The sequence below is a fragment of the Stenotrophomonas sp. YJH_SMC_57 genome (assembly GCF_059369755.1).
Map to the genome: position 1 here is coordinate 143,424 of NZ_JCAFSZ010000011.1, position 21,139 is coordinate 164,562.

Annotated in this window: 18 protein-coding genes; 5 read left to right on the plus strand and 13 right to left on the minus strand. The window is 63.3% G+C overall.

The features are described 5' to 3' along the window. The first annotated feature begins 17 nt into the window (after nt 1–17). Complete coding sequence (locus tag AC5P7U_RS16285) at nt 18–494, plus strand: hypothetical protein (protein ID WP_495221264.1); 477 nt, start codon at nt 18–20, stop codon at nt 492–494. Nucleotides 495–721: 227 nt separating this feature from the next. Then, nucleotides 722–2,881, plus strand: coding sequence for a ferric-rhodotorulic acid/ferric-coprogen receptor FhuE (gene fhuE, locus AC5P7U_RS16290; RefSeq protein ID WP_414555150.1), 2,160 nt, complete (start codon nt 722–724; stop codon nt 2,879–2,881). 86 nt (nt 2,882–2,967) lie between these two features. Here the strand turns inward: fhuE and AC5P7U_RS16295 are convergent, their stop codons facing one another. The 3 genes from AC5P7U_RS16295 to AC5P7U_RS16305 all read right to left on the minus strand — a co-directional run bounded on the left by AC5P7U_RS16295 (nt 2,968) and on the right by AC5P7U_RS16305 (nt 6,976). Then, nucleotides 2,968–5,829 carry a TonB-dependent receptor plug domain-containing protein gene (locus tag AC5P7U_RS16295; RefSeq protein WP_006469928.1) on the minus strand — a complete coding sequence of 954 codons (2,862 nt, stop codon included), beginning with the start codon at nt 5,827–5,829 and terminating at the stop codon, nt 2,968–2,970. A 232-nt stretch (nt 5,830–6,061) separates the two neighbouring features. Next, on the minus strand, nt 6,062–6,511 hold the full coding sequence (locus AC5P7U_RS16300) for a biopolymer transporter ExbD (RefSeq protein ID WP_495221266.1): 450 nt from the start codon (nt 6,509–6,511) through the stop codon (nt 6,062–6,064). Nucleotides 6,512–6,568: 57 nt separating this feature from the next. After that, nucleotides 6,569–6,976: an ExbD/TolR family protein gene (locus tag AC5P7U_RS16305; protein ID WP_414555152.1), complete on the minus strand. Its 408-nt coding sequence runs from the start codon at nt 6,974–6,976 to the stop codon at nt 6,569–6,571. A 151-nt stretch (nt 6,977–7,127) separates the two neighbouring features. Between AC5P7U_RS16305 and AC5P7U_RS16310 the strand changes: the two genes are divergently transcribed. From AC5P7U_RS16310 to AC5P7U_RS16320, 3 genes are all read left to right on the plus strand, one after another. Beyond that, complete coding sequence (locus AC5P7U_RS16310; RefSeq protein WP_495221267.1) at nt 7,128–9,113, plus strand: transglycosylase SLT domain-containing protein; 1,986 nt, start codon at nt 7,128–7,130, stop codon at nt 9,111–9,113. 66 nt (nt 9,114–9,179) lie between these two features. Further along, entirely contained in the window at nt 9,180–9,416 is a 237-nt protein-coding gene (locus tag AC5P7U_RS16315) for a hypothetical protein (protein WP_495221268.1), read from the plus strand. 113 nt (nt 9,417–9,529) lie between these two features. Next, entirely contained in the window at nt 9,530–10,750 is a 1,221-nt protein-coding gene (locus tag AC5P7U_RS16320; RefSeq protein ID WP_495221269.1) for a multifunctional CCA addition/repair protein, read from the plus strand. 44 nt (nt 10,751–10,794) lie between these two features. On the opposite strand, the gene AC5P7U_RS16325 is transcribed toward AC5P7U_RS16320, so the two are convergent. The 10 genes from AC5P7U_RS16325 to AC5P7U_RS16370 form a co-directional block, all read right to left on the minus strand. After that, a complete protein-coding gene (locus AC5P7U_RS16325; protein ID WP_414555950.1) occupies nt 10,795–11,562 on the minus strand; it encodes a putative type VI secretion system effector in 768 nt (255 codons plus the stop codon). Continuing rightward, nucleotides 11,559–12,728 (minus strand): hypothetical protein, encoded by a 1,170-nt coding sequence (locus tag AC5P7U_RS16330; RefSeq protein WP_414555952.1) that lies wholly within the window; start codon nt 12,726–12,728, stop codon nt 11,559–11,561. Before AC5P7U_RS16330 ends, AC5P7U_RS16325 begins: the two co-directional genes overlap by 4 nt. Next, nucleotides 12,725–12,961 carry a hypothetical protein gene (locus tag AC5P7U_RS16335; RefSeq protein WP_414555954.1) on the minus strand — a complete coding sequence of 79 codons (237 nt, stop codon included), beginning with the start codon at nt 12,959–12,961 and terminating at the stop codon, nt 12,725–12,727. The genes AC5P7U_RS16330 and AC5P7U_RS16335 overlap by 4 nt, the downstream gene beginning before the upstream one ends. A gap of 59 nt (nt 12,962–13,020) precedes the next feature. Next, nucleotides 13,021–13,752 (minus strand): putative type VI secretion system effector, encoded by a 732-nt coding sequence (locus tag AC5P7U_RS16340; protein ID WP_414555956.1) that lies wholly within the window; start codon nt 13,750–13,752, stop codon nt 13,021–13,023. After that, nucleotides 13,749–14,573 carry a hypothetical protein gene (locus AC5P7U_RS16345; protein ID WP_414555957.1) on the minus strand — a complete coding sequence of 275 codons (825 nt, stop codon included), beginning with the start codon at nt 14,571–14,573 and terminating at the stop codon, nt 13,749–13,751. Before AC5P7U_RS16345 ends, AC5P7U_RS16340 begins: the two co-directional genes overlap by 4 nt. A 78-nt stretch (nt 14,574–14,651) precedes the next feature. Next, on the minus strand, nt 14,652–14,819 hold the full coding sequence (locus AC5P7U_RS16350) for a hypothetical protein (protein ID WP_495221270.1): 168 nt from the start codon (nt 14,817–14,819) through the stop codon (nt 14,652–14,654). Between the two features lie 153 nt (nt 14,820–14,972). Next, the gene (locus AC5P7U_RS16355; RefSeq protein WP_414555959.1) at nt 14,973–15,686 is read right to left on the minus strand and encodes a putative type VI secretion system effector; all 714 of its coding nucleotides are present in this window, start codon (nt 15,684–15,686) and stop codon (nt 14,973–14,975) included. 13 nt (nt 15,687–15,699) lie between these two features. Beyond that, nucleotides 15,700–18,618, minus strand: coding sequence for a T6SS effector BTH_I2691 family protein (locus tag AC5P7U_RS16360; RefSeq protein WP_495221271.1), 2,919 nt, complete (start codon nt 18,616–18,618; stop codon nt 15,700–15,702). Next, nucleotides 18,605–19,543, minus strand: coding sequence for a DUF4123 domain-containing protein (locus AC5P7U_RS16365; protein WP_006451560.1), 939 nt, complete (start codon nt 19,541–19,543; stop codon nt 18,605–18,607). The genes AC5P7U_RS16360 and AC5P7U_RS16365 overlap by 14 nt, the downstream gene beginning before the upstream one ends. After that, the coding region (locus AC5P7U_RS16370; protein WP_495221272.1) for a DUF2345 domain-containing protein at nt 19,533–21,139 on the minus strand (1,607 nt) is incomplete at its 5' end. The genes AC5P7U_RS16370 and AC5P7U_RS16365, both read right to left, overlap by 11 nt.

Below are 21,139 nucleotides of genomic sequence, written 5' to 3' on the forward strand. Positions count from 1 at the left end.
GACAGGGAAGCACACCGATGACCCGCCTTCGCACCATCGCGCCGTTCGTCACCCTGGCGCTGCTGGTCACCAGCTGCAGCACCGTGCAGGCACGCCGCGACCCGTTGTGTGCGCATCTTCTTGCCTTCGCCAACAGCGCCTCGATCGGCACCCAGCCGGCGATTGAACTGGTCAGCGACTGGAGCAGCTTCAGCAAGCACTGCACGCATGGCGGCACCCCTGCGGGCAGGCAGTTCTGCGATTGGCTGCTGCCCAATACGTCCACCGAATTCGCCACGATCAACATCCAGCGCACCCTGGCCTGCCTGGCCGCCGGGACGAACTACGCCGACTCGGAACGGCTGTTCCCGGAATACGTGACCGGGAAGGTGCAGTCCCTGGATGTGCGCGGACTCGACGAGGACGTAGTGATCACCGTCGAATACGCCGTCGGCATCGAGGGGGAACGGCCGCGCATGAAGGTCCAGGCCGAACGCCTGCCACCGCAGGACTAGAGACCGCGACAGCATGCGCACCGCCCTCGCCCATTTGTAAACGGAAACAATTCCCATTACGCTATTTGCGTTTTGCGGACGGCCAGGACGGTTCGTCCGTGCTCGCATTGCCCAGCCACCGCCCTGAACGCAGGGTTCCGCCAGCGGCGTGAGATCCCCACCAGCCGCGGCGCCAGACCATCCGGGAAGCCGGTCGGACGCACGCACGTGCCCGTCCAGGAACCCCAATGATCCGTTCGACCTCCCCCGTTCTGCCACATCGCCTGTCCGCGGCGGTGCTGTCCGCCCTCGGCCTGGCCATCGCCCCGGCCGCCTTCGCCGACGCCGCCGCCGACCCGACCACCCTCGACAAGGTCGTGGTCAAGGGCGAGCGCGCCGAAGGCTATTCGGTGCGCCGCACCTCGGCCGGTACCCGTTTCGACCTGGCACCGCGCGAGATCCCGCAGTCGATCAGCATCATCAGCCACCAGCGCATCGAAGACCAGAAGCTGGACGACATCATCGACGTGCTGGCCAACACCACCGGCGTGACCAGCACCCAGTCCGACAGCGAGCGCACCGAGTTCTACGCGCGTGGGTTCTACATCGATGCCTACCAGTTCGATGGCCTGCCGACGCAGATGGTGCAGAACTGGAGCTACGGTGATTCCGGCCTCGATCTGGCCCTGTACGACCGCGTGGAAGTGGTGCGCGGTGCCACCGGCCTGCTCAGTGGTGCCGGCAATCCGTCGGCATCGGTGAACCTGATCCGCAAGCATGCCGACAGCGCCGAACTGACCGGCAGCGTCTCGGTGAACGTGGGCAGCTGGGGCCGCACCCGCACCACCGTGGACGTGGGCAGCGCGCTCAATGCCAGCGGTACCGTGCGTGGCCGCGTCATCGGCAGCTACCTGGATACCGACGGCCAGATGGACCGCTACAACCAGCGCAAGACGCTGGGCTACGCGGTCATCGATGCCGACCTGACCCCGGACACCCAGCTGAGCGTGGGCTACGACTACCAGCAGAAGCGCGCCAATGGCGCCACCTGGGGCGGCTTCCCGATGCTGTACTCGGACGGCAGCCGCACGCCGTATGACGAGTCCTTCAATGCCAGCCCGGACTGGACCTACTGGGACACCACCAGCAAGCGTGCCTTCACCACGCTGCAGCATGCCTTCAGCAACGGCTGGAAGTTCAAGATCGGCGCCACCCACGACGAGACCAAGGCCGACGACAAGCTGTTCTATCCGGCCTACAACAACTGGGTCACCGGGGCCTCCAACTTCAACAAGACCACCGGTGCTGGCATCTCGCCGTCGGCCGGCTTCTACAACACCGAGCGCAAGGTCAACGCCATCGATGGCTACGTGGATGGTCCGTTCCGCCTGTTCGGCCGCGAACACCAGTTCATGGCCGGCCTGAGCTACAACAAGCGTGAATACGCCAACTACGGCGACTACCAGGTGGGCGGCGCCAACCTGCTGTGGGATCCGTTTGCCAGCTACTTCAACTGGACCGGCAACATCAGCCAGCCCAACTGGAACCCGCTGGCGCTGGCCAGCCGCGGCACCATCACCCAGAAGGCCGGCTACCTCGCCACCCGCCTGTCGCTGGCCGACCCGCTGAAGCTGATCCTCGGTGCGCGCTACACCGACTGGAAGAGCGAAGGCGAGAACGATGACCGCGAACACAAGGTGACCACGCCCTACGCCGGCCTGGTGTACGACATCAACGACACCTGGTCTGCCTACACCAGCTATACCGAAATCTTCCAGCCACAGACCGCGCGCGACCGCAACGATCGCTACCTCGATCCGGTGGATGGCAAGAGCTACGAAGTGGGCGTCAAGGCCGCCTGGTTCGACAATCGCCTGAATGCCTCGCTGGCGGTCTTCCGCATCGAGCAGGACAACGTCGCCCAGGCCACCAATGAACCGATCATCGGCCGGCCGGGTGAACTCGCTTCGATTGCCGCGCGTGGCACCGTCAGCCGCGGCTTCGAGTTCGAAGTGAACGGCGAGCTGGCACCGGGCTGGAATGCCACCTTCGGCGCATCGCGCTACGTGGCCAAGGACATCAACGGCAGCGACATCAACACCAACCTGCCGCAGACCGCGTTGAAGCTGTTCACCAGCTACACCCCGCAGTCGCTGCAGGAACTGACCGTCGGCGGCGGCGCCAACTGGCAGAACCGCATCTACTACACGGTGCCCGCCTACGGCCGCATCGAGCAGAGCGGCTATGCGCTGGCCAGCGCCTTCGTGCGCTATCGCATCTCGCCGGAGTTCAGCGTGCAGGCCAACCTCAACAACCTGCTGGACAAGAAATACCTGTCGCAGATCAATGGTTACGGTGCCTTCGGTGATGGCCGCAACGGCTCGCTGACCTTTACCTGGTCGTTCTGATGCAAACGGCGCCGGGGTAACCCGGCGCCGTGCATTCCGTAGCGTCGAGTGCCGCACCGGGAGGGTCCCGGCGCGGCATCCCGAGGTCAGAAACGCAGGTCCGCGCGCAGGTACCAGTAGCGGCCACGCGGGATGTCGTAGGTCGAGGCGTCGTAGCCGTTCAACGAACACGACAGGCAGATCGGCGGATCCTTGTCGAACACGTTGTTCAGGCCAGCGGTCAGCTGCAGCCCCTTCATCCAGTCGATCTTGTAGCCCACCTGCATGTCGTGGAAGGTGGTGGCCGACAGCGTGTTGGTGCCGGCCGCCTGGTTGCTGCACACCGGGAACACCGCAGCATCACCGCAGTTCTCGGTCAGCTCGGAGATGTGGCGCACCGTCCAGTTGGCGCTCCAGCGGTCCATCATCCAGCCGATGCTGGCGTTGCTGGTCCACTCCGGAATCGAACTGTCGGCCACTTCCACGCCGGGCTTCTGCGGCTGCTTCTGCCCGGCCGCACCGGTGGCCTCGTAACGGCCGACGAAGGTGTTCTTCCAGGCCAGCTTGAACTGGCCGATGGAGGTCTGCGGCAACGTCCAGAACAGGTCCACGTCCCAGCCATCGGTCTTGATCGACCCCAGGTTGGTCAGGCGGTTGTTGAAGCTGCTGACCGCACCGGTGCTGGCGCGGGTGATGCCATTGCAGTAGATCGGGTCCAGCGTATCCACGCACAGGTCCAGCTGGGTCTGCGCGTTGATCGCCTGGATCGCGCCGTCGATGGCATGGCGGTAGAAGGTCACCTCCACATCGAAGCGCTCCGACCACGACGCGTTGTTGCCGAACCACGGGCTCCACACGAAGCCGGCGCTGAAGCTGCGCGAACGTTCCGGGTCCAGCTCGCGGTTGCCGCCGGTGGTCACCGAGATCTGCGAGTTGGCCTGCTGGAAGCCGGTCGGTACGCCCAGCGCGGCACAGTTGGCCGCACTGCCACGCGGCGGCGTGCCACCCAGGCCCACCGAGCACGGATCGAACAGCTGCAGGTCGGCACGCGCGGCCGAGCCGTACAGTTCACCGATCGATGGTGCGCGGAAGCCTTCGGCATAGGTCGTGCGCAGCACGAAGTCGTCGGTCACCTGCCAGCGCAGGCCGTACTTCGGCGTGAACTCGCCACCGAAGGTGGAGTAGTCCGAATAGCGCCCGGCCAGGCTGAGATCGAGCTTCTTGCCGAATGAGGAGTCGGCGAAGATCGGCACGCTCAGCTCCAGGTAGGCCTCGTTGACGTCATAGGAGCCGGAGGTCGGCTGCGACGGTACGCCGTTGTAGTGGCCGATCACCGTCAACGGATCGGGCTGGTAGGACCCCTTGTACCTGCGATGCTCGACGCCGGTGGCGAAGGACACCGGGCCGGCCGGCAGCGAGAACAGCTCGCTGGACAGGTTGGCGGTGAACAGGCTCAGCTCATTCTGGCTGCGGTCGCGCACCACCGGCTGGATCCACTTCAGCATGTCCGGGGTGATCGAGCCGACGCCGCCGAAGATGTTCAGCGGCACGCAGCCCGGGGTCGCGGCGCACACCGCCGGATCGCCCAGTGCCATGTTCACCTTGTAGATGTCATAGCTGCCGTAGTTGGTCTGTTCGGCCTTGTTCTTGCTGTACATGCCGTTGACATCCCAGTACCAGCTGCGGTCGGCGGCATGGAAGTCGCCGACCAGGCCGGTGGCGAAATAGGTGGTGTCCACCTTCTGCTTGAACACGCGCGCACCGCCTTCCACCGGGCGGCGGCCGATCAGGCTCATGTTGTCGCCAGACACCAGGTCGAAGCCGAACGGGTTGTACGGGTTCAGGCGCGAGACCACGATGTTGTCGGCCAGCGGATTGCCGGTGGCACCGTCGGGGCCGAAGAACAGCGGCTCCGGCCCGGCCTGGTTGGTCGACTCGCGGCGGTTGCCCAGTGCCTTGACGTACCACTGCACGTTGTCGGTGATGTCGAAGCGGAACTGGCCGAACAGGCCTTTGCGCTCCGACGGCGTCAGCACCATGTTGTATTCGGCGAAGTTGAAGCGGTCGGCGCTGGTGAAGCAATGGTAGTCATCGCTGCGGTTGCAGCCGGCGCTGCCGTCGTAACGCGGATTGCTCACACCGGTATTGGGCACGATGTTCTGCGAGGCGCCGGTGTTCGGATCGACGAAGGCGAAGCGGCCCTGCGGAATGCCGCCACTGCCGAACGCCAGGCCGGTGCCCGGAATCGGGAAGCGCGACTGCTCGCGGTCCTTGGCGAACACCGGGTCCTGCTTGGTCCAGCTGGCGCCCAGGAACAGGCTGAAGCGATCGCCGCTCTTGCCCCAGGCCAGGTCAACGCCCTTCTGCGTGCCGTCGCCCTTGCTGTATTCGCCGTAGTTCAACGTCACCTGGCCGCCATCGAAATCGCGGCGGGTGATGATGTTGACCACGCCGGCAATGGCGTCGGAGCCGTACAGCGATGACGCACCGTCCTCCAGCACTTCGATGCGTTCGACGATGGCCAGCGGAATGGTGTTGAGGTCGGTGGCCGAGCCCACGCCGGACGCGGACGATTCATTGACCCAGCGGATGCCATCGACCAGCACCAGCACGCGCTTGGCGCCCAGGTGGCGGAGATCGACCTGCGCCGAACCGGCGCCCACGCCACTACCATCGGGCGGGAAGCCGAAGTTGCCGGACGAATTGAACTTGGCGTTGAGCGCCGAACCGGACCCGGTGAGCTGCTGCAGCACCTCGCCGATCGAGGTCAGGCCGGTGCGCTCGATGTCACCGCGGGTCAGGGTCTGGATCGGCACCTGGCCTTCGACTTCAGCGCGCTTGATGCGGGTACCGGTGACTTCCACCGCATCGAGGTTGGTGGTGGATTGTGCAGCGGCACCCAGCGGTGCCAGGGCCGTCACGCACAGCGCGACGGCGACCGCCAACGGGCGGTGATGCAGGTGAATCATTCGCTCTCTCTCCAAAGGAATGTCGGGACATGGACTGCCGCGCTCCCCCCTGCATGGCGGCAGCGTCTCCTTTGTAAACAAGCGGTAAAAATCACGGCGTGATGATCGACACCCTTTCACGCGGAATTGACGCAATTGACAGCTGATTACGTCAAATGACGACAGATTAAGACCGGACGGTACTGTTCGCCGTGCGCAGCACAGATGCCAGCTGCGACAGTGCGCGCCGAGATCAACCGTCTTTCATCAAGCCGTCTTGCCAGTGCCCCCACGGGCGGGCAAGTGCGTCCACGCGCACGCCGTGCTGGCTGACAGCCAGCAGCACACGCGCCATGTCCTGGTAATCGGTGTCGTCGGCGGTCGACAGGCGCACCGCCGGGCGACGCGGCAGTGGCAGCTGCTGCGCCTGCGCCAGTAGCTGCTGCAGCGCCGGCATATCCAGCGGTTGTCCCCTCAGGAACATGCCCCCTGCGGCATCGATGTGCAGATCGATCGATTCCGGTGATGATTGGTACGGCCAGGGCGGGCACCAGGTGCGCTGCTGCAACGGCAGGACGCCGATGGCCTGCGCCGTTGGAAGCGTGGTGATCACCAACACCAGCAGCACCAGCAATACATCCACCAGCGGTGCCAGATTGAGCGTGGCCATCAGTGGGGTCGCGTGCTGTGTCCCGTATTGCATACCGCGCTCCGTCGCAGGGAGGGTGGCCTGCCGATGGCAGGCCGCCCGTTGACCCACTCACCGCACGAAGGCGATGCGCTCCATGCCGGTCGCCTCGGCGGCGGCCAGGATCCTGGCCATGCCTTCGTATTCGGCCGCCGGATCGGTGGCGATACGCAGCTCCGGCAGGTTGCCGGCGTGCTCACCCGCCTGCGCCTGCAGGCGCGCCTGCAGATCGCCGATCGCCATCGGTTGCCCGTCCCAGCTCAGCTGGTTGGACGCATCCAGGCGCAGCTCGATCGGCGGTGGCGGTTCCGGGCGATCGATCGTGCGATCGGTGGCCTGTGGCAACTGCACGGCAATCGGCCGGGCCACGATCGGCACGGTCACGATGAAGATGATCAACAGCACCAGCATCACATCCACCAGTGGCGTGACATTGATCTCCGCCAGCGGGCCGCTTCGTCCTGCGCTACTGAACGCCATGTGCCGCTCCCTGCAGCCGGGCGGTTCGCCCAAGGCCGACACTACGGCGCGTGCCGCCCCGAATGGCAGTGCCGGTATCCGCAACATTCAGCTGCCGTTGCCGAGCTGCGGCGTGCACGCAATGCGAAACTGAATTCAGCCAGCGCCCGCTATGCTGGGCGCCATGACCCGACGCTCTTCGACCGCCCTGTCCCTGCTGCCCTTGGCCACCACGCTGCTGATCGGCTGCGCCAATGCCCAGTCCCTCGATGCCCAGAACGCGCAGCTGAAAGCCGCCATCGCTGCCGCCGAGCGCGGCCAGTTCGATCCCGGCCAGGCCGGTGCGCTCAGCCGCCACCCGGCCTATGGCTGGCTGGAGTACGCCAACCTGCGCCGCAACATCGATACCGTCGATACCGCACAGGCACAGGCCTTCCTCAAGCGCTACGACGGCCAGGCCGTGGCCACCACCTTCCGCAGCGTGTGGCTGCCCTCGGTCGCGCGACGCCAGGACTGGCCGACCCTGCTGGCCAACTGGGCACCGACCGACAACGCCGGCCTGCGCTGCGCCCAGCTGACCGCGCGCCAGGTGACCGGCAAGGTCGATCCGCAGTGGATCAGCGAGGCACAGGACCTGTGGCGCAAGAACGGCAAGTCGCTGCCCGACGGCTGCGATGCGGTTTTCGCCGTGCTGCAGGCGCAGGGCGGGCTGAGTGACGCGCTGCGCTGGGAACGCATCGACGCCGCCGCCGACGCGCAGCAGCCGGCGGTGATGCGCAGTGCAGCGCGCGGCCTGCCCTCCACCGACCTGGCACTGGCCAACACGTACGCCGCCTTCGTCGACAAACCCAACGCCAGCGCACTGAACTGGCCGCGCAACGAGCGCAGCCGGCGCATCGCCACCGATGGCCTGGCCAAACTGGCCAAGGCCGACCCGGGCGCCACCGAGCAGCAGCTGCCGCAGTACGCGCAGGCCCTCGGCCTGAGCGCCGACCAGCAGGGCCAGGTGCTGTACCAGATCGCGCTGTGGACGGTGGCCTCCTATCTGCCGGAGTCGGCGCGCCGCCTCAATGCGGTGCCGGAGTCAGCGTATGACGAGCGCCTGCACGAATGGCGCGTGCGCGAGGCCATGTCGCGTGGCGACTGGCCGGCGGCACTGACCGCGCTGCGCAAGATGGGCAGCAAGCAACGCAGCGACCCGCGCTGGCGCTACTTCGAAGGCCGCATGCTGGAGAAGACCGGCCAGGCACAGCAGGCCCAGGCGCTGTTCCGCGATGCCGCACGTGCCCCCACCTTCCACGGCTTCCTCGCCGCCGACAAGTTGCAGCAGGGCTATACGCTGTGCCCGTGGAAGCCGAACGACAGCGCGCAGGCGCAGGCCGTGATCGCGCGCGACCCGGCCATCCAGCGTGCGATGGCGCTGTACCAGATCGACCGCACCGGCTGGGCCGTGGCCGAATGGAACAGCGCGCTGTCGCGCTTCGATGACACCCAGCGCCGCCTCGCCGTGCGCGTGGCGCAGGACAACGGCTGGTTCGACCGCGCCGTGTTCGCACTCGGCAAGCAGCCGCAGGAACAGCGCCTGTACGACCTGCGCTTCCCGCTGCACCACGACGCCACCATCCGCCGCGAATCGGCACGCAACGCCATCGACCCGGCCTGGGTGGCGGCGGAAATCCGCGCGGAGAGCACCTTCACCCCGCGCGCGCGCTCGCCTGCCAACGCAATGGGCCTGATGCAGGTGTTGCCGGCCACCGGTGCCGGCGTGGCCAAGTCGATCGGCCTGACCGGCTACGGCGGTGCCGACAGTCTGTACGACCCGGACACCAACATCGCCATCGGTACCGCGTACCTGCGCCAGCTGATGAACAAGTACGACGGCCTGCCGTACGTGACCATCGCTGCCTACAACGCCGGCCCGACCCCGACCGCCCGCTGGCAGGGCCAGCGACCGGGCTTCGATCCGGACCTGTGGATCGAAACGATCAGCTACAAGGAAACCCGTGAGTACGTGGCCCGCGTGCTGGCCTTCAGCGTGATCTACGACTGGCGCCTCAACGGCGATGCGCTGCCGCTGAGCGACCGCCTGATGGGCCGCCTGGTGGACAAGCGCAAGAGCTTCAGCTGCGCCGCCAACGCCGACCAGGGCGGCGATTGATCGCAACACGGTAGTGCCGGCCGCTGGCCGGCACTGCCCGGTATCCATTCCCTGGGGAGGGAAACGATGAGCCTGCTGGCCTGGATCGGGATGTTCGCCGCCTGGAGCCTGCTCGCCACCTGGGTGCTGCGCTGGGGTGGCGCGGCCTGGATGGAAGGCTGGAAGTCACTGGCCTTCGTCGACAGCTGGGGCAGCCTGTGGGACGAAGCGCAGATCAAGCTGTACTTCCTCTGCCTGTGGATCGTCTACGGGCTGTGGTTCCTGGCCGGCCTGTTCGTGCCGGAATGGCGCGGCCTGGCGTAATGCCTCTGCATCGGTAGTGCCGGCCCCTGGCCGGCAACCGCCATTGTCCACGGGTTGCCGGCCAGCAGCCGGCACTACCGGTGCATCTGCGCCGACCATGCGATCATCGCCCCATGAAGATCTATCTTGTCGGCGGCGCCGTGCGCGACCGCCTGCTGCAGCGCCCCGCCGGCGACCGCGACTGGGTGGTGGTCGGTGCCACACCCGCGCAGATGGAAGCGCAGGGCTACACTGCGGTGGGCCGCGATTTCCCGGTATTCCTGCACCCGCAGACCGGCGAGGAATACGCACTGGCACGTACCGAGCGCAAATCCGGCCGCGGCTATCGCGGCTTCGTGGTCGACGCCGATCCGGCGGTGACGCTGGAAGAGGACCTGCAGCGCCGCGACTTCACCATCAACGCCATTGCCTGCGACGAAGGCACCGGCGCGCTGGTCGACCCTTACGGCGGCGTGCGTGATCTTGAACAGCGCGTGTTGCGCCACGTCGGCCCTGCGTTCGTCGAAGATCCCTTGCGCGTGCTGCGCGCGGCGCGCTTCATGGCGCGCTTCGCGCCACTGGGCTTCACCGTTGCCGAAGAGACCATGGCGCTGATGCGCGAGGTCGCCGCCAGTGGCGAACTGGATGCACTGGTGCCGGAGCGAGTGTGGCAGGAACTGCGCAAGGCGCTGGCCAGTGAACGGCCCTCTGCCTTCCTGCGCACGCTGCACGACGCGCATGCGCTGGGCCCGATCCTGCCCGAGCTGGAAGCACTGTACGGCGTGCCGCAGCGCGCGGAGTTCCACCCGGAGGTCGACACCGGCATCCACCAGGAAATGGTCAGCGACATGGCCGCGAAACTGGCGCCGGGTGATGACCTGGTCGGCTTCGCCGCCCTCACCCACGACCTCGGCAAGGGCCTGACCCCGCCGGACGAATGGCCGCGCCACATCATGCACGAGCAGCGCGGCATCAAGCCGCTGAAGGATCTGTGCGCGCGGATGAAGATTCCCACCGAGCACCAGCAACTGGCCGAAGCGGTCTGCCGCGAGCACTTGAACGTGCACCGCATCGATGAACTACGCGATGCCACCGTGCTGGAGCTGCTGGGCCGCTGCGATGCATTGCGCCGGCCCGAGCGCGTGGCCCGCATCGCGCTGTGCTGCGAGGCCGACAAGCGGGGCCGGCTGGGATTTGAGGATGCCGACTACCCACAGGGTGAAACGCTCAAGCGCCTGCACCAGGCGGCGCTGTCGGTGCAGGCGCGGGATTTGGACCTAGTCCATTTGAAGGGCCCTGCGGTGGGCGAGGCCCTGGCGAGGGCCAGGGTGAAGGCGATTGCGGCAGCGCGATAGGAATGTGCGGCTTGCTGGGAAGGCGCCGTGTCAGTCGCTGATGGTCAGTACCTGAAATAGGTATCGCCCAAGGCGGGGTGGTCGCCCGGCTGACGCTTCTGCTTGGTGATCCGCCGCAGATTGATCCGCTTTGCGTTGGGCCAACCAAGCGTCTGGAATATTGCATCAGCCATCTTTGCAAACCGAGTGAAACGCCGCCCCATTCTGTATCCGATGAAGCAGAAGAGCAAAACGCAGACCAAGTAGGCCTGAGCTACCAACACACTTCCGCCTTCATTCCTGCCAATACTATCCTTAAGCTGAACCAGCCAAAAAAATCCGATAACAAGTGCGCACCAAGGCACCGAGAACATCAGGGAATATTTTGCCACCGTCATCCAATGAGCCCACGTGCCCGCACTAACGTGCGGATAAGACACAATCAGCCTACTCTGTTCTTGCAGGACTGAAAGGGCGAAGAAGTTTCCGTCGTCCTCATGTCGACCAACCACTCGGACATCATCGCCCTCCAGGAATGGCCAGTTCCAGAGCATTGCTTTTACTTTGATTGCGCCGAGCCGAAACTCAACCCACGCAACCCGCTCCTCCATTTCCTCAGCAGACATCATCGCCATACTTGCGGCCGGACCGCTAAGCCCAAACGCTGCCGCGATTGTGCCAGTCGCTGCCATGCCCTCACGGTCTCCTCTCCGCCAGAAGACGTTCTGCACTACATGCTGAACTTTCAAGTCAGAGATGATGCCAGCGTGAGTATCCAGCGACCTATTTAGCGACCTATTTCCGGCAGGGTTCACTTGGAGTTCGATACTCACTGCGGCCTCACGGAAACTGAGCCGATAGCCTTTTCAAAAGCCACTTGCTGCTCTAGTGAAGTTACATAGCTTTTGCTAGACAAGAGAGTTCCTCCTAAAGCCTTGCTTCCCTTCTTTCCGAACGCATTTGTCATGCACCACGTCTCCAAGTCATTTGGGCTAATGGCCCATACAAATATTTCAATGCCGAGCAGAACCAATGCAACCTCCCATCCTGCCAATCGCAGCATCCACACACCGACTCGCTTCATAGCCTGCGACGCAACGACATTCCCACCCTCCGTGGCCGCCACCTCAAGTCCAGCCCTCAGTCCTCTCAGCCCCAAAGTCAACGAATTCCGCCCAATGCTGCGCTCGATCACAGGGGATGAGTAAGCGAGCGCGGTTAGGAATTGAGATGATCCGATCGTCGCCAGCGTCAGGGCCTTGGCAAGATGCGCTACGAGCGCCATCTTGTTTCGATACGCGTAGACTTGTTCCGCATCTGACAAGCTGTAAGCCGCCCCAGTAAAACTACCTGCTCCCGCCAGCACACTGCCGGCAACCTTCATCCGAATGGCACTCACACTGCCCGCCCCAAAGAACTCCTTGGCTACCGTTTCATGCACACTGGTATACACAGCCACAAGCGACATGCCGGACGCCAGTAACGTTGCGTAGTCGCGCGTGTCCTTATCCACCTTGGTTGCCAGATGGATGAAATTCACCATCTCCAACACGCCCGTAAGGGAGTTCAAACGGACGACATTGCGGCTGCTTTCCGCCGCTGCCTGCCAACGCTTGCGCATCGCCAGCGCGCCATGATGCAGCTCCAGGTCCCGAAGCGCGAACTGCATCGGCAGCGCGCTGCCCTTGGTTCTGTAGAACTGGATACGCTCCAGGAAGTAGCGCTTGCCCTGCTGACCACTGCTCAGCTCTTCGGCCACCAGGCTGATGGCCTCATCGCGCTCCATCAGCGCCCGCGTCAGAAGCACGAACCGGACCATGGGAGTGCCGACAGTGTCCTGAATGCCCTTCATCGGGAATCGATCCAGAAGGAATGCGCCGGCAATGGTTACAAAGCGATCAACGCCACTGTCGCGAAGGATGCGGGCACTGGCGGTGGAAGGTGCTGCCTCTTTCTGCGCAGCCTCCAGCTTGCGATAGTTGGAGATGAAGGTCTTCAAGCGTCCTGGTTCTGTGCAATGACCCGCCACAGCAAGGACGATCTTCCGGTCACAGCCAGATCGCCAGCCAGTTCAGTCAACAGCGTTCGGCCGATCTCGTGCATGCCAAGCACCGCGATGGCGTCGGCGATGATCTCCTCAAACCACACTCCCTGCGCCGCAGATTGGCCATCAAAGTCCTCCAGCGTTGCGAGCAGAAGATCGTGGCGGAGCCACGCAACCAGCACACGCATCTTGGGTACCAGCCGGTCGACTACCTGCCGGTCATCGCCCCAACACTGACAAACACCATTCAATATCTGAAATAGGTATCGCCTAGGGCGGGATGGTCGCCCGGCTGTCGCTTCCTCTTAGTCACTCTACGAAGATTCATTCGCCTCGCCCCCTTCCACCCAAGCGTAGAGAAAACTGAATCCGCCATTCTGGCGTAACTGACAAATCTACGGCCAATTCGATACCCAACTACACAAAATACGAGAACACCAATCAAGTACGAACGAGCCAAGAAATTAAATGGCGCGGAGGTCATCCAGGCAAACCACCCTATTATAAGTCCCCACCAAGGAATCGATACGATTAGTGATAGTTTCAGAACGACAATCCAATGCGCTATCGAGCCAGCACTAACGTGCGGGTAGGAGACGATCAACCTCTTCTGCTCATCAAGAACAGAGATAGCAAAGAATTTTCCTTCGCTATCCCGTGTCCCGACAACTCGAACAAGATCACCTTCGCTAAATGGCCAGTTCCAGAGAAGCCCTTCTACGGCGAGATCACCAAGCTGGAACTCGACCTTAGTGACCGGCTCGGCCATTTCCTCCGCAGACATCATCGCCATACCCGCTGCTGGTCCACTGAGGCCTAGCGCAGCTGCGAAGGCACCAGTTGCTGCCATTCCTTCACTATCACCATCGCGCCAGAATATATTCTTGACAGCATGCTGAACTCGAAGATCGGAGACTACACCGACCTCAGTCTCGAGGGGGCCATTGCCCCCAAGTCCCACCTGCTCTTGAGTAATCATTGCGTCCTCATCGACACAGAGCCAAGAGCCTTCTCGAACGCCAGCCGTTGCTCCCGCGCTGTTGCGTAGAAGCTACTTCCTCTCTTCCCAGCATTCTTTCCAAATGAGTTTGACGCACACCATTTCTCCAACTCGTTTGGGATGATCGCCCATATCAGGACTTCGATGACCAGCAGGGCTAGAGCCAACTCCCATCCGCTTAGTCGCAAAATCCATACGCCAACGCGCCTCATAGCTTGCGATGCGACTATACTTCCGCCCTCCCCTCCGGCAGCGATCTCAAGTCCAGCTTGCAGTCCTCTCAGCCCTAGGGTGAGCGCATTCTTCCCGAGAGTCCGCTCGATTACAGGAGATGAATAGGCAAGCGCCGTCAAAAATTGAGCAGACCCGCTTATCCCAACCGTCCCGCCTTTGACCAAGAGCACCGTGGACAGAGCGTATTTGCCATTCCTGAAAGAGCTCAGAGCGTCAGCGAGGCTGTAAAGGGCCCCAATAAAACTACCCGCCCCGGCCATCACACTCCCGGCAACCTTCATCCGTATGGCACTGGCGCTACCCGCACCAAAGAACTCTTTCGCCACGGTCTCGTGCACACCGGCATACACAGCCACAAGCGACATTCCAGAGGCCAATAACGTCGCGTAGTCACGCGTCTGCTTGTCCACCTTCGTGGCCAGATGGATGAAATTCACCATTTCCAGCACGCCGGTCAGTGAATTAAGGCGCACCACATTCCGGCTGCTTTCTGCCGCTGCCTGCCAACGCTTGCGCATCACCAGCGCGCCGTGATGCAGTTCCAGATCGCGAAGTGCGAACTGCATCGGCAGTGCACTGCCCTTCGTTCGGTAGAACTGGATACGCTCCAGGAAGTAGCGCTTGCCTTGCTGGCCACTGCTCAGTTATTCAGCCACCAGGCTGATAGCCTCATCGCGCTCCATCAACGATCGGGTCAGAAGCACGAACCGGACCATCGTATTGCCGGCGGTGTCCTGGATGCCCTTCATCGGGAATCGATTCAGCAGGAATGCGCCGGCGGTGGTGACGAAGCGATCAACGCCACTGTGCACGGGCCGCCCAAAGGCGCTAGATGTCAGGCGCCATCAGCACGCATAACCTCGCAATGTTAATAGTCAAAGCATGCACCGCCAAGTGCAATGCGGTCATCCCAATTCCCCTGACCAAGGAAGTTTGGCTTGAATTCCGCAATAAACTCACATCGATCAGTATCTGAAATAGGTATCACCCAATGCAACATGATCACCCTTTTGGCGCGCCGCCCTTGTTATCTTCCGCAAGTCAATTGCCGCCCCTCGACTCCAACCAAGCGCAGAGAATATCGAATCCGCCATCTTTGCATAGCGAGTGAATCTGCGCCCAATCCGGTACCCAACCGCAAGAGAAAAAACTATCCCTGCAAAATATGCGTACACAAGAATCTCAACCGACAATGACGAGACTACAGACAAAATACCCAAGAAGACTGCCCAGTATGGAACGGCAAACATAAGAGAATACTTCGCTACAGAAATCCAATGCGCCCAACTTCCGGCACTTACATGCGGATAGGAAACAATTAATCTCTTACTCTCATCAAGCACTGATAGAGCGAAGAATTTCCCTTCGCCATCTCGCTTTCCGACTACCCTGACGAAATCTCCCTCGCTGAAAGGCCAGTTCCAAAGCAGCCCTTCAACAGGCACCTCACCGAGTAAAAACTCAACCCTCGCAACCGGCTCTTCCATTTCCTCTGAAGACATCACCGCCATACCGGCAGCGACGCCGCTATGACCCAGCGCAGCGGACAAAGCACCAGTCGCAGCCATTCCCACGCAATCCCCATCTCGCCAAAAAATATTCTCCATGACGTACTTAACCCTCTGACCGGAAATAGTTCCGATCTCTGTTTCAAGCAACACGTCCTCACCAACACTCACTAGAGCACCCCACCTATTGAGACCGAATCGAAACCGAGCCAATAGCCCTGTCAAATGCCAGCTGCTGCTCCTGTGCAGTCGCATAGACATCGTCGGGCGAGCGACGCCCTCTCGACCTGTCACCAATCCTCTTACCGAAGACGTTGGTCATACACCACTTCTCCAGATCATTCGCGCTAACAGCCCATATCAAAACTTCGACGAGCAGAAGACCCAAAGCTACCTCCCATCCACTAAGTCGCAAGATCCATGTACCGATACGTTTCATGGCTTGAGAGGAAACGATGTGCCCGCCTTCTCCACCCGCCGCTACCTCAATGCCAGCCCTTAAACCTCTAAGGCCGATCGTTAGTGAGTTGCGTCCTACCACGCGCTCAATGACAGGGGAAGAATAGGCAAGAGCGGTCAAGAACTGAGCAGAGGCGGTAGCTGCCATTGCTCCCCCCTTTATCACCAACGCTATAGGGGCGCGCATACCAAATTCACTTGCCTTCTCAGCCTCCAGGACGCTGTAGTACGCCCCAATAAAACTACCCGCCCCCGCCATCACACTTCCGGCAACCTTCATCCGTATGGCACTGGCGCTACCCGCGCCAAAGAACTCCTTGGCTACCGTTTCATGCACACTGGTATACACAGCCACAAGCGACATTCCAGAGGCCAGTAAGGTCGCGTAGTCTCGCGTCTGCTTGTCCACCTTCGTGGCCAGATGGATGAAATTCACCATTTCCAGCACGCCGGTCAGCGAACTAAGGCGCACCACATTCCGGCTGCTTTCTGCCGCAGCTTGCCAACGCTTGCGCATCGCCAGCGCGCCGTGATGCAGCTCCAGGTCCCGAAGCGCGAACTGCATCGGCAGTGCACTGTCCTTGGTTCGGTAGAACTGGATGCGCTCCAGGAAGTAGCGCTTGCCGTGCTGGCCACTGCTCAGCTCTTCGGCCACCAGGCTGATAGCCTCATCGCGCTCCATCAGCGCCCGCGTCAGAAGCACGAACCGGACCATCGCATTGCCGGCGGTGTCCTGGATGCCCTTCATCGGGAATCGATTCAGAAGGTAGGCACCTGCGGTAGTGACGAAGCGATCGACGCCACTGTCGCGAAGGATGCGGGCACTGGCCGTGGGGGGCGCGGCCTCCTTCTGCGCCGCCTCCAACTTGCGGTAAAGGGCCAAGTAAGACTTCAGATGCGCGGTGCCTGCGACAAATGCCGCCCAGCCTGCGCCGGCCACATCGAGAATCGTGTTGGCGCACACCTGCGCCGCCGTGAGTGTCTGCTGCAGCTCCTTGCGAGACTCTTCGTCGTTCTTCGCAATGACTCGCCAGAGCAGGGATTTTCTTCCGGTAACTTCTATATCGTGGGACAGTTCAGTCAGCAACGCACGGCCTATCTCGTGCATACCAAGCACGGCGATCGCCTCTGTGATGATCTCCTCGAACCACTCCCCTTGCGCCGCAGACTTGCCGTCAAAGTCTTCCAGCGTCGCCAGCAGCAGATCGTGGCGGAGCCAGGCAACCAGCACCGACATCTTCGGTCCCAGCCGGTCGAGTACTTGTTGCGTCATCGCGTCCATGTTTCTCTTGAACGCGGTGAAACGGGGCTCGTCAATCAGCGGCCAGTACTTGTTTTTCCACGCATCCTGGGCGTCCTTCAGATAGAGCGGCAGGAACTGGCGCTCATACTCCCGCGCGAGTTCCCGCTTCTCCTCCTCGGAGAGCTTTACCTTGGGGTCCCATGAGGGAAGCGAGGGATTGCCGAGGCGGCGCTGCCGCTCCACCTCGCGGACGGTCTGTGCTGCGTAGTTCCCTGCCATCACCGCACCGTTGAGCTCCAGCAGGCGCGAGATCTGTTCGATCTGGTCAACAGCGCTGACTTCCAGTTCGCGCTCGCTCTTGAACTGGTTGATGCAGGCGACCAGGTCATTGCAGTAACCACTGAGCTCGTGCACGACGCCAACCGCATCCCACAAGCCCAGCAGCATGGGCGGGTACTCCTGACGATCACTGCCGATGCGCCCGTTGCTGCTGTGTTGCTTCAGGCGCTCAAACCGCTGCTGGCGCGGGTCGACACCGTCGCTACGAGGGTAATCCCGCCGCGACCAGGGGTAACGCGTGCCATGCGCGTGCAGCCGCACGTTGCGAAGCGCCCCGTCCGGATTAGAGGCACCCGGGAGTGCGCTGCTGTACGGAAGGTCTGGCGGATCGCCTGAGGGGTTATCCAGCCATCGATATTCCATGATCGAGGCCAGCCCGGCGGCATCCTTCAATGGCGCTTGGTCGCCTTCTGCTCTCGCCGACGTGATCCATCTGGCTGGCTCGATCGATTGCATCCGCTCGGCGCGCAGGGCCGGGTCGGATCCATAGCGATCCAACGTCGCTGGCGTCCAGGGGTGTTGGGAGTAGGCCAGCCAGACCGTCCCGCATACATGCGGGCGCTGGATGGTGATGAACTCCGTGCGCATCGGATCGTGGCCACTGCGGCCACAGCTGGGCAGGCCACCGCCTGCGATCGCGCGCGCACTGTAGGCGGTGGGTTGCCGCCACAGGGTGCCGTTTTCGGCGATGGCGTAGCACTCCCAGTACTCCGGACCGTAGGGACCCTGCTCGTAGTACAGGTACAGCAGACCCTGGCGCAACGTTCTGAGCGCGTAGGTGTATCCCGCCGCACTTACATCAACGTCGCTGGCGTGTGCGGGCGACAGGCCACCAAGGCTCACGTTGCAGCTGGCAGGCACCACCGTGTAGCGCACCGGCAGGATGGCCAGCCCAGTGGAGCGGCAGACGTCGCAGGCTGATTTCTCTGTCTCGTCCGGCAGCGTGGCGGCAACCGCCGGAAGATCGACGATGTCTGGACTGCCCGCGCTGCGGATCCCGACGTTGCTTTCACCCGTGAAGGGCCCGCTGGAGTCGTACCTATCTTTGCTATCGCGCGTCATGTGCCCCGTCTCCCTTGATCGCACTTGCGTGTGCGGACGCCGCGATGCGGATGTCCTGCCACTCCGTGTCTCCAATCCGTCGAATCAGATCGCCATACCGCTCACCGTGCGCGATCTGCGCCAGTAGCGTCTGGACAGTGGGATGCCTGTGGAACTGAGGCCCGATCAAGAGCGCATGCGTGGCGAACAGATCCAGATCAGTACCACTGGAGACACCACAACGGCGCCCCTCTCCGACACTGCACTGCACCTGCGCGAACGTGGCGCGATCCGGTGGGGTTCCGGCCCGCAGCGCGCCGATCCACGCCTGGTTCAATGCACCAATGGATTCCAGCTCGGGCCAGGACACGGCAGGGTCACCGCGCAGTGCAGGCGCGACAGCGTTGCTGATGGCCCACTCTCCCCACCGGTCCAGGAACATCCACGTGGTCACACCTTCAAACCGATACGCCCGTTGCGAGCGCGATGAGCACTGCAGGAACAGATCCGTCACCATCGGGTCGTAGAAGCGCAGCCACCGCTTCCGGCCCTGCGCATGCGGGCAGTGCGCCACCGCACGCTCGGCAAGCTGTCTGGCCAGCTGTGGTGTCAGCAACGGCGTCCATACCCACGCACACGCACGCTGTGGGCGCGCAGCCAGCAGCGACGATGCCGAGCGCTGTGCCATCGCCATTTCCACCGCCTGACCAGACAACAGGGAGTGCATTCCTTTGCTGAGGTCGAGCGGGATCAGGAACGGCCACAGGGTTTTTGGTATCTGTCGAATGGCGATCGGGATCGGTTGGATTCCAGCCGATTCCAGCAGCGCGTCAAAGGCCTCGCCCATCTCAGATCGCTCTACAGCTGGCTGCATCAGCAGGTGGCACTGACCTGCGCTGCTGCGATCGATACCGATCAGCTGTTCGCACAACGATTCAACCGACATCAGCGCACCCTTCCTGTCGGCATACTGCTGCGTTCAAGTGCGGCTCGCAGCCACTGAACTGCCCAGCTGGAACGTCGGTCTCCTCCGAACTGATCAGCGGCCCCACCCAATCCCGCTGGCTGGCCTTGAACTCCACTTTTCCCGGCGCGCCCAGCTCGATGTTGTCGCCCTCAATGCGGATGTAGGCCCCTGCCGCCGTCGCCAGCAGATGCTTGCTCGGTGCCGACAGCTGCACGTCCGCTTCAGTACTGGCGATGCGTACCTTGGTCTTGGCCGCCACGATCATCTGGTTCTTGTGCGCACGCGCGCTCACCTTGCCTTGCGCGGCGTGCAACGCGATGCCGCGCTCCTGGTTCGGGCTTTCACCGCTGGGCTGCACGCCGGCGGTATACAGCACCAGACCGCCGGCCACCGCCATCGTCAGCGAGCCCTGCGTCATCCAGTTCAGTGCCACGCCGCTGGCCAACGTGGTGTGGGTGCCGCTCACCCAGACCTGGTCGGCCGGGGTCAGGCTCAGCACACCGGCCACGCCGCTGCCCAGCAGCACCGGCGCGCTCCAGCCCGGCGCTTCACCCTCGCCACCGGCGATGCTGCCGGCGGCACTGCCGCTGTGGGTGGCGCGCAGCGTCTCCTGCAGCTCGGTCAGGGTGGTGTCCACCGGCAGCTCGTTCGGCTCGCCGGGCAGCTGCGCCTGCTGGTTGGCGGCCGATTCGGCCAGCTGCTGCAGCAGTTGCTGGCTTTCCTGCAGCTGGCTCAATGCCTGCGGCGCGGCCATCTGTGGCGCGCCCTGCTCGGTGGTCAGCAGCAGGCCGCGGCCGGCGCGCAGTGCGCCCTGTGCCTGGGTGGACAGCTCCACGCCAAAGCCGCGCTCACCCTCGCGCACGTTGTCCTGGCCTCCCTTCAGATGCCCCAGGGTCAGCGTGGTCTCGTGCTGGGTAGTGGACAGCTGCGCGCGGCCCTGCCCGGGCGTGTCGTCGAAGCGCAGCTGCTGGTAACCGCCGGTGCCACCCTGGCTGTCGGCCAGCGCCTGGCTCTTGAAACCGGTGTACACCGCGGCGTGGTCGTTGCCCTCGAACCAGGCGGCGGCGTTGCCGGTGGCGGTGGCGCCCCCGCCGTTGATCTGGTTGTGCTGCGCGTCCTGCTGGCCACGGCCGTTGTAGACCGCACCGACCACCACCGGGCGGTCGATATCGCCTTCCAGGAACGCCACCAGCACTTCCTGCCCACGCCGCGGCAGCACCACGCCGCCCCAGTTGTCGCCGGCCCACGGCGTCATCACCCGCACCCAGGTCCAGGCGCCCCCATTGGCCGGTGCGTTGTCGTCGCCGCCGGGATGGGCCAGGCCGCTGCTGGCGTTGCCGCCGCGCTGCCACGGGAACTGCACCTTGATGCGATGGTCGCGGTCGGACAGCAGCGGGTCGCCATCGCTGACCACGATCGCGCTGAGCGTGCCGTTGATGGTCGGCCGCGGATGCAGGTGCGCGCCGTGGCCGTCCTCGGTCTGTGGCCGGTAGTTCACTTCGGCGGGGATGGCGACGAAGCGGTTGTCGTAGAGCGCGGTGGACACCTCCCCCGGCGCCTGGCCATAGGCCAGCC

Excerpts from the sequence above, each read along its gene's own strand:
- AC5P7U_RS16320 (WP_495221269.1), top strand. The coding sequence starts at position 9,530 with ATGAAGATCTATCTTGTCGGCGGCGCCGTGCGCGACCGCCTGCTGCAG.
- AC5P7U_RS16365 (WP_006451560.1), bottom strand. The coding sequence starts at position 19,543 with ATGTCGGTTGAATCGTTGTGCGAACAGCTGATCGGTATCGATCGCAGC.
- AC5P7U_RS16300 (WP_495221266.1), bottom strand. The coding sequence starts at position 6,511 with ATGCAATACGGGACACAGCACGCGACCCCACTGATGGCCACGCTCAAT.
- AC5P7U_RS16315 (WP_495221268.1), top strand. The coding sequence starts at position 9,180 with ATGAGCCTGCTGGCCTGGATCGGGATGTTCGCCGCCTGGAGCCTGCTC.
- AC5P7U_RS16360 (WP_495221271.1), bottom strand. The coding sequence starts at position 18,618 with ATGACGCGCGATAGCAAAGATAGGTACGACTCCAGCGGGCCCTTCACG.
- fhuE (WP_414555150.1), top strand. The coding sequence starts at position 722 with ATGATCCGTTCGACCTCCCCCGTTCTGCCACATCGCCTGTCCGCGGCG.
- AC5P7U_RS16305 (WP_414555152.1), bottom strand. The coding sequence starts at position 6,976 with ATGGCGTTCAGTAGCGCAGGACGAAGCGGCCCGCTGGCGGAGATCAAT.
- AC5P7U_RS16345 (WP_414555957.1), bottom strand. The coding sequence starts at position 14,573 with ATGCAGTTCGCACTTCGCGATCTGGAACTGCATCACGGCGCGCTGGTG.
- AC5P7U_RS16335 (WP_414555954.1), bottom strand. The coding sequence starts at position 12,961 with ATGCGTGTGCTGGTTGCGTGGCTCCGCCACGATCTTCTGCTCGCAACG.
- AC5P7U_RS16310 (WP_495221267.1), top strand. The coding sequence starts at position 7,128 with ATGCTGGGCGCCATGACCCGACGCTCTTCGACCGCCCTGTCCCTGCTG.
- AC5P7U_RS16285 (WP_495221264.1), top strand. The coding sequence starts at position 18 with ATGACCCGCCTTCGCACCATCGCGCCGTTCGTCACCCTGGCGCTGCTG.
- AC5P7U_RS16340 (WP_414555956.1), bottom strand. The coding sequence starts at position 13,752 with ATGATTACTCAAGAGCAGGTGGGACTTGGGGGCAATGGCCCCCTCGAG.
- AC5P7U_RS16295 (WP_006469928.1), bottom strand. The coding sequence starts at position 5,829 with ATGATTCACCTGCATCACCGCCCGTTGGCGGTCGCCGTCGCGCTGTGC.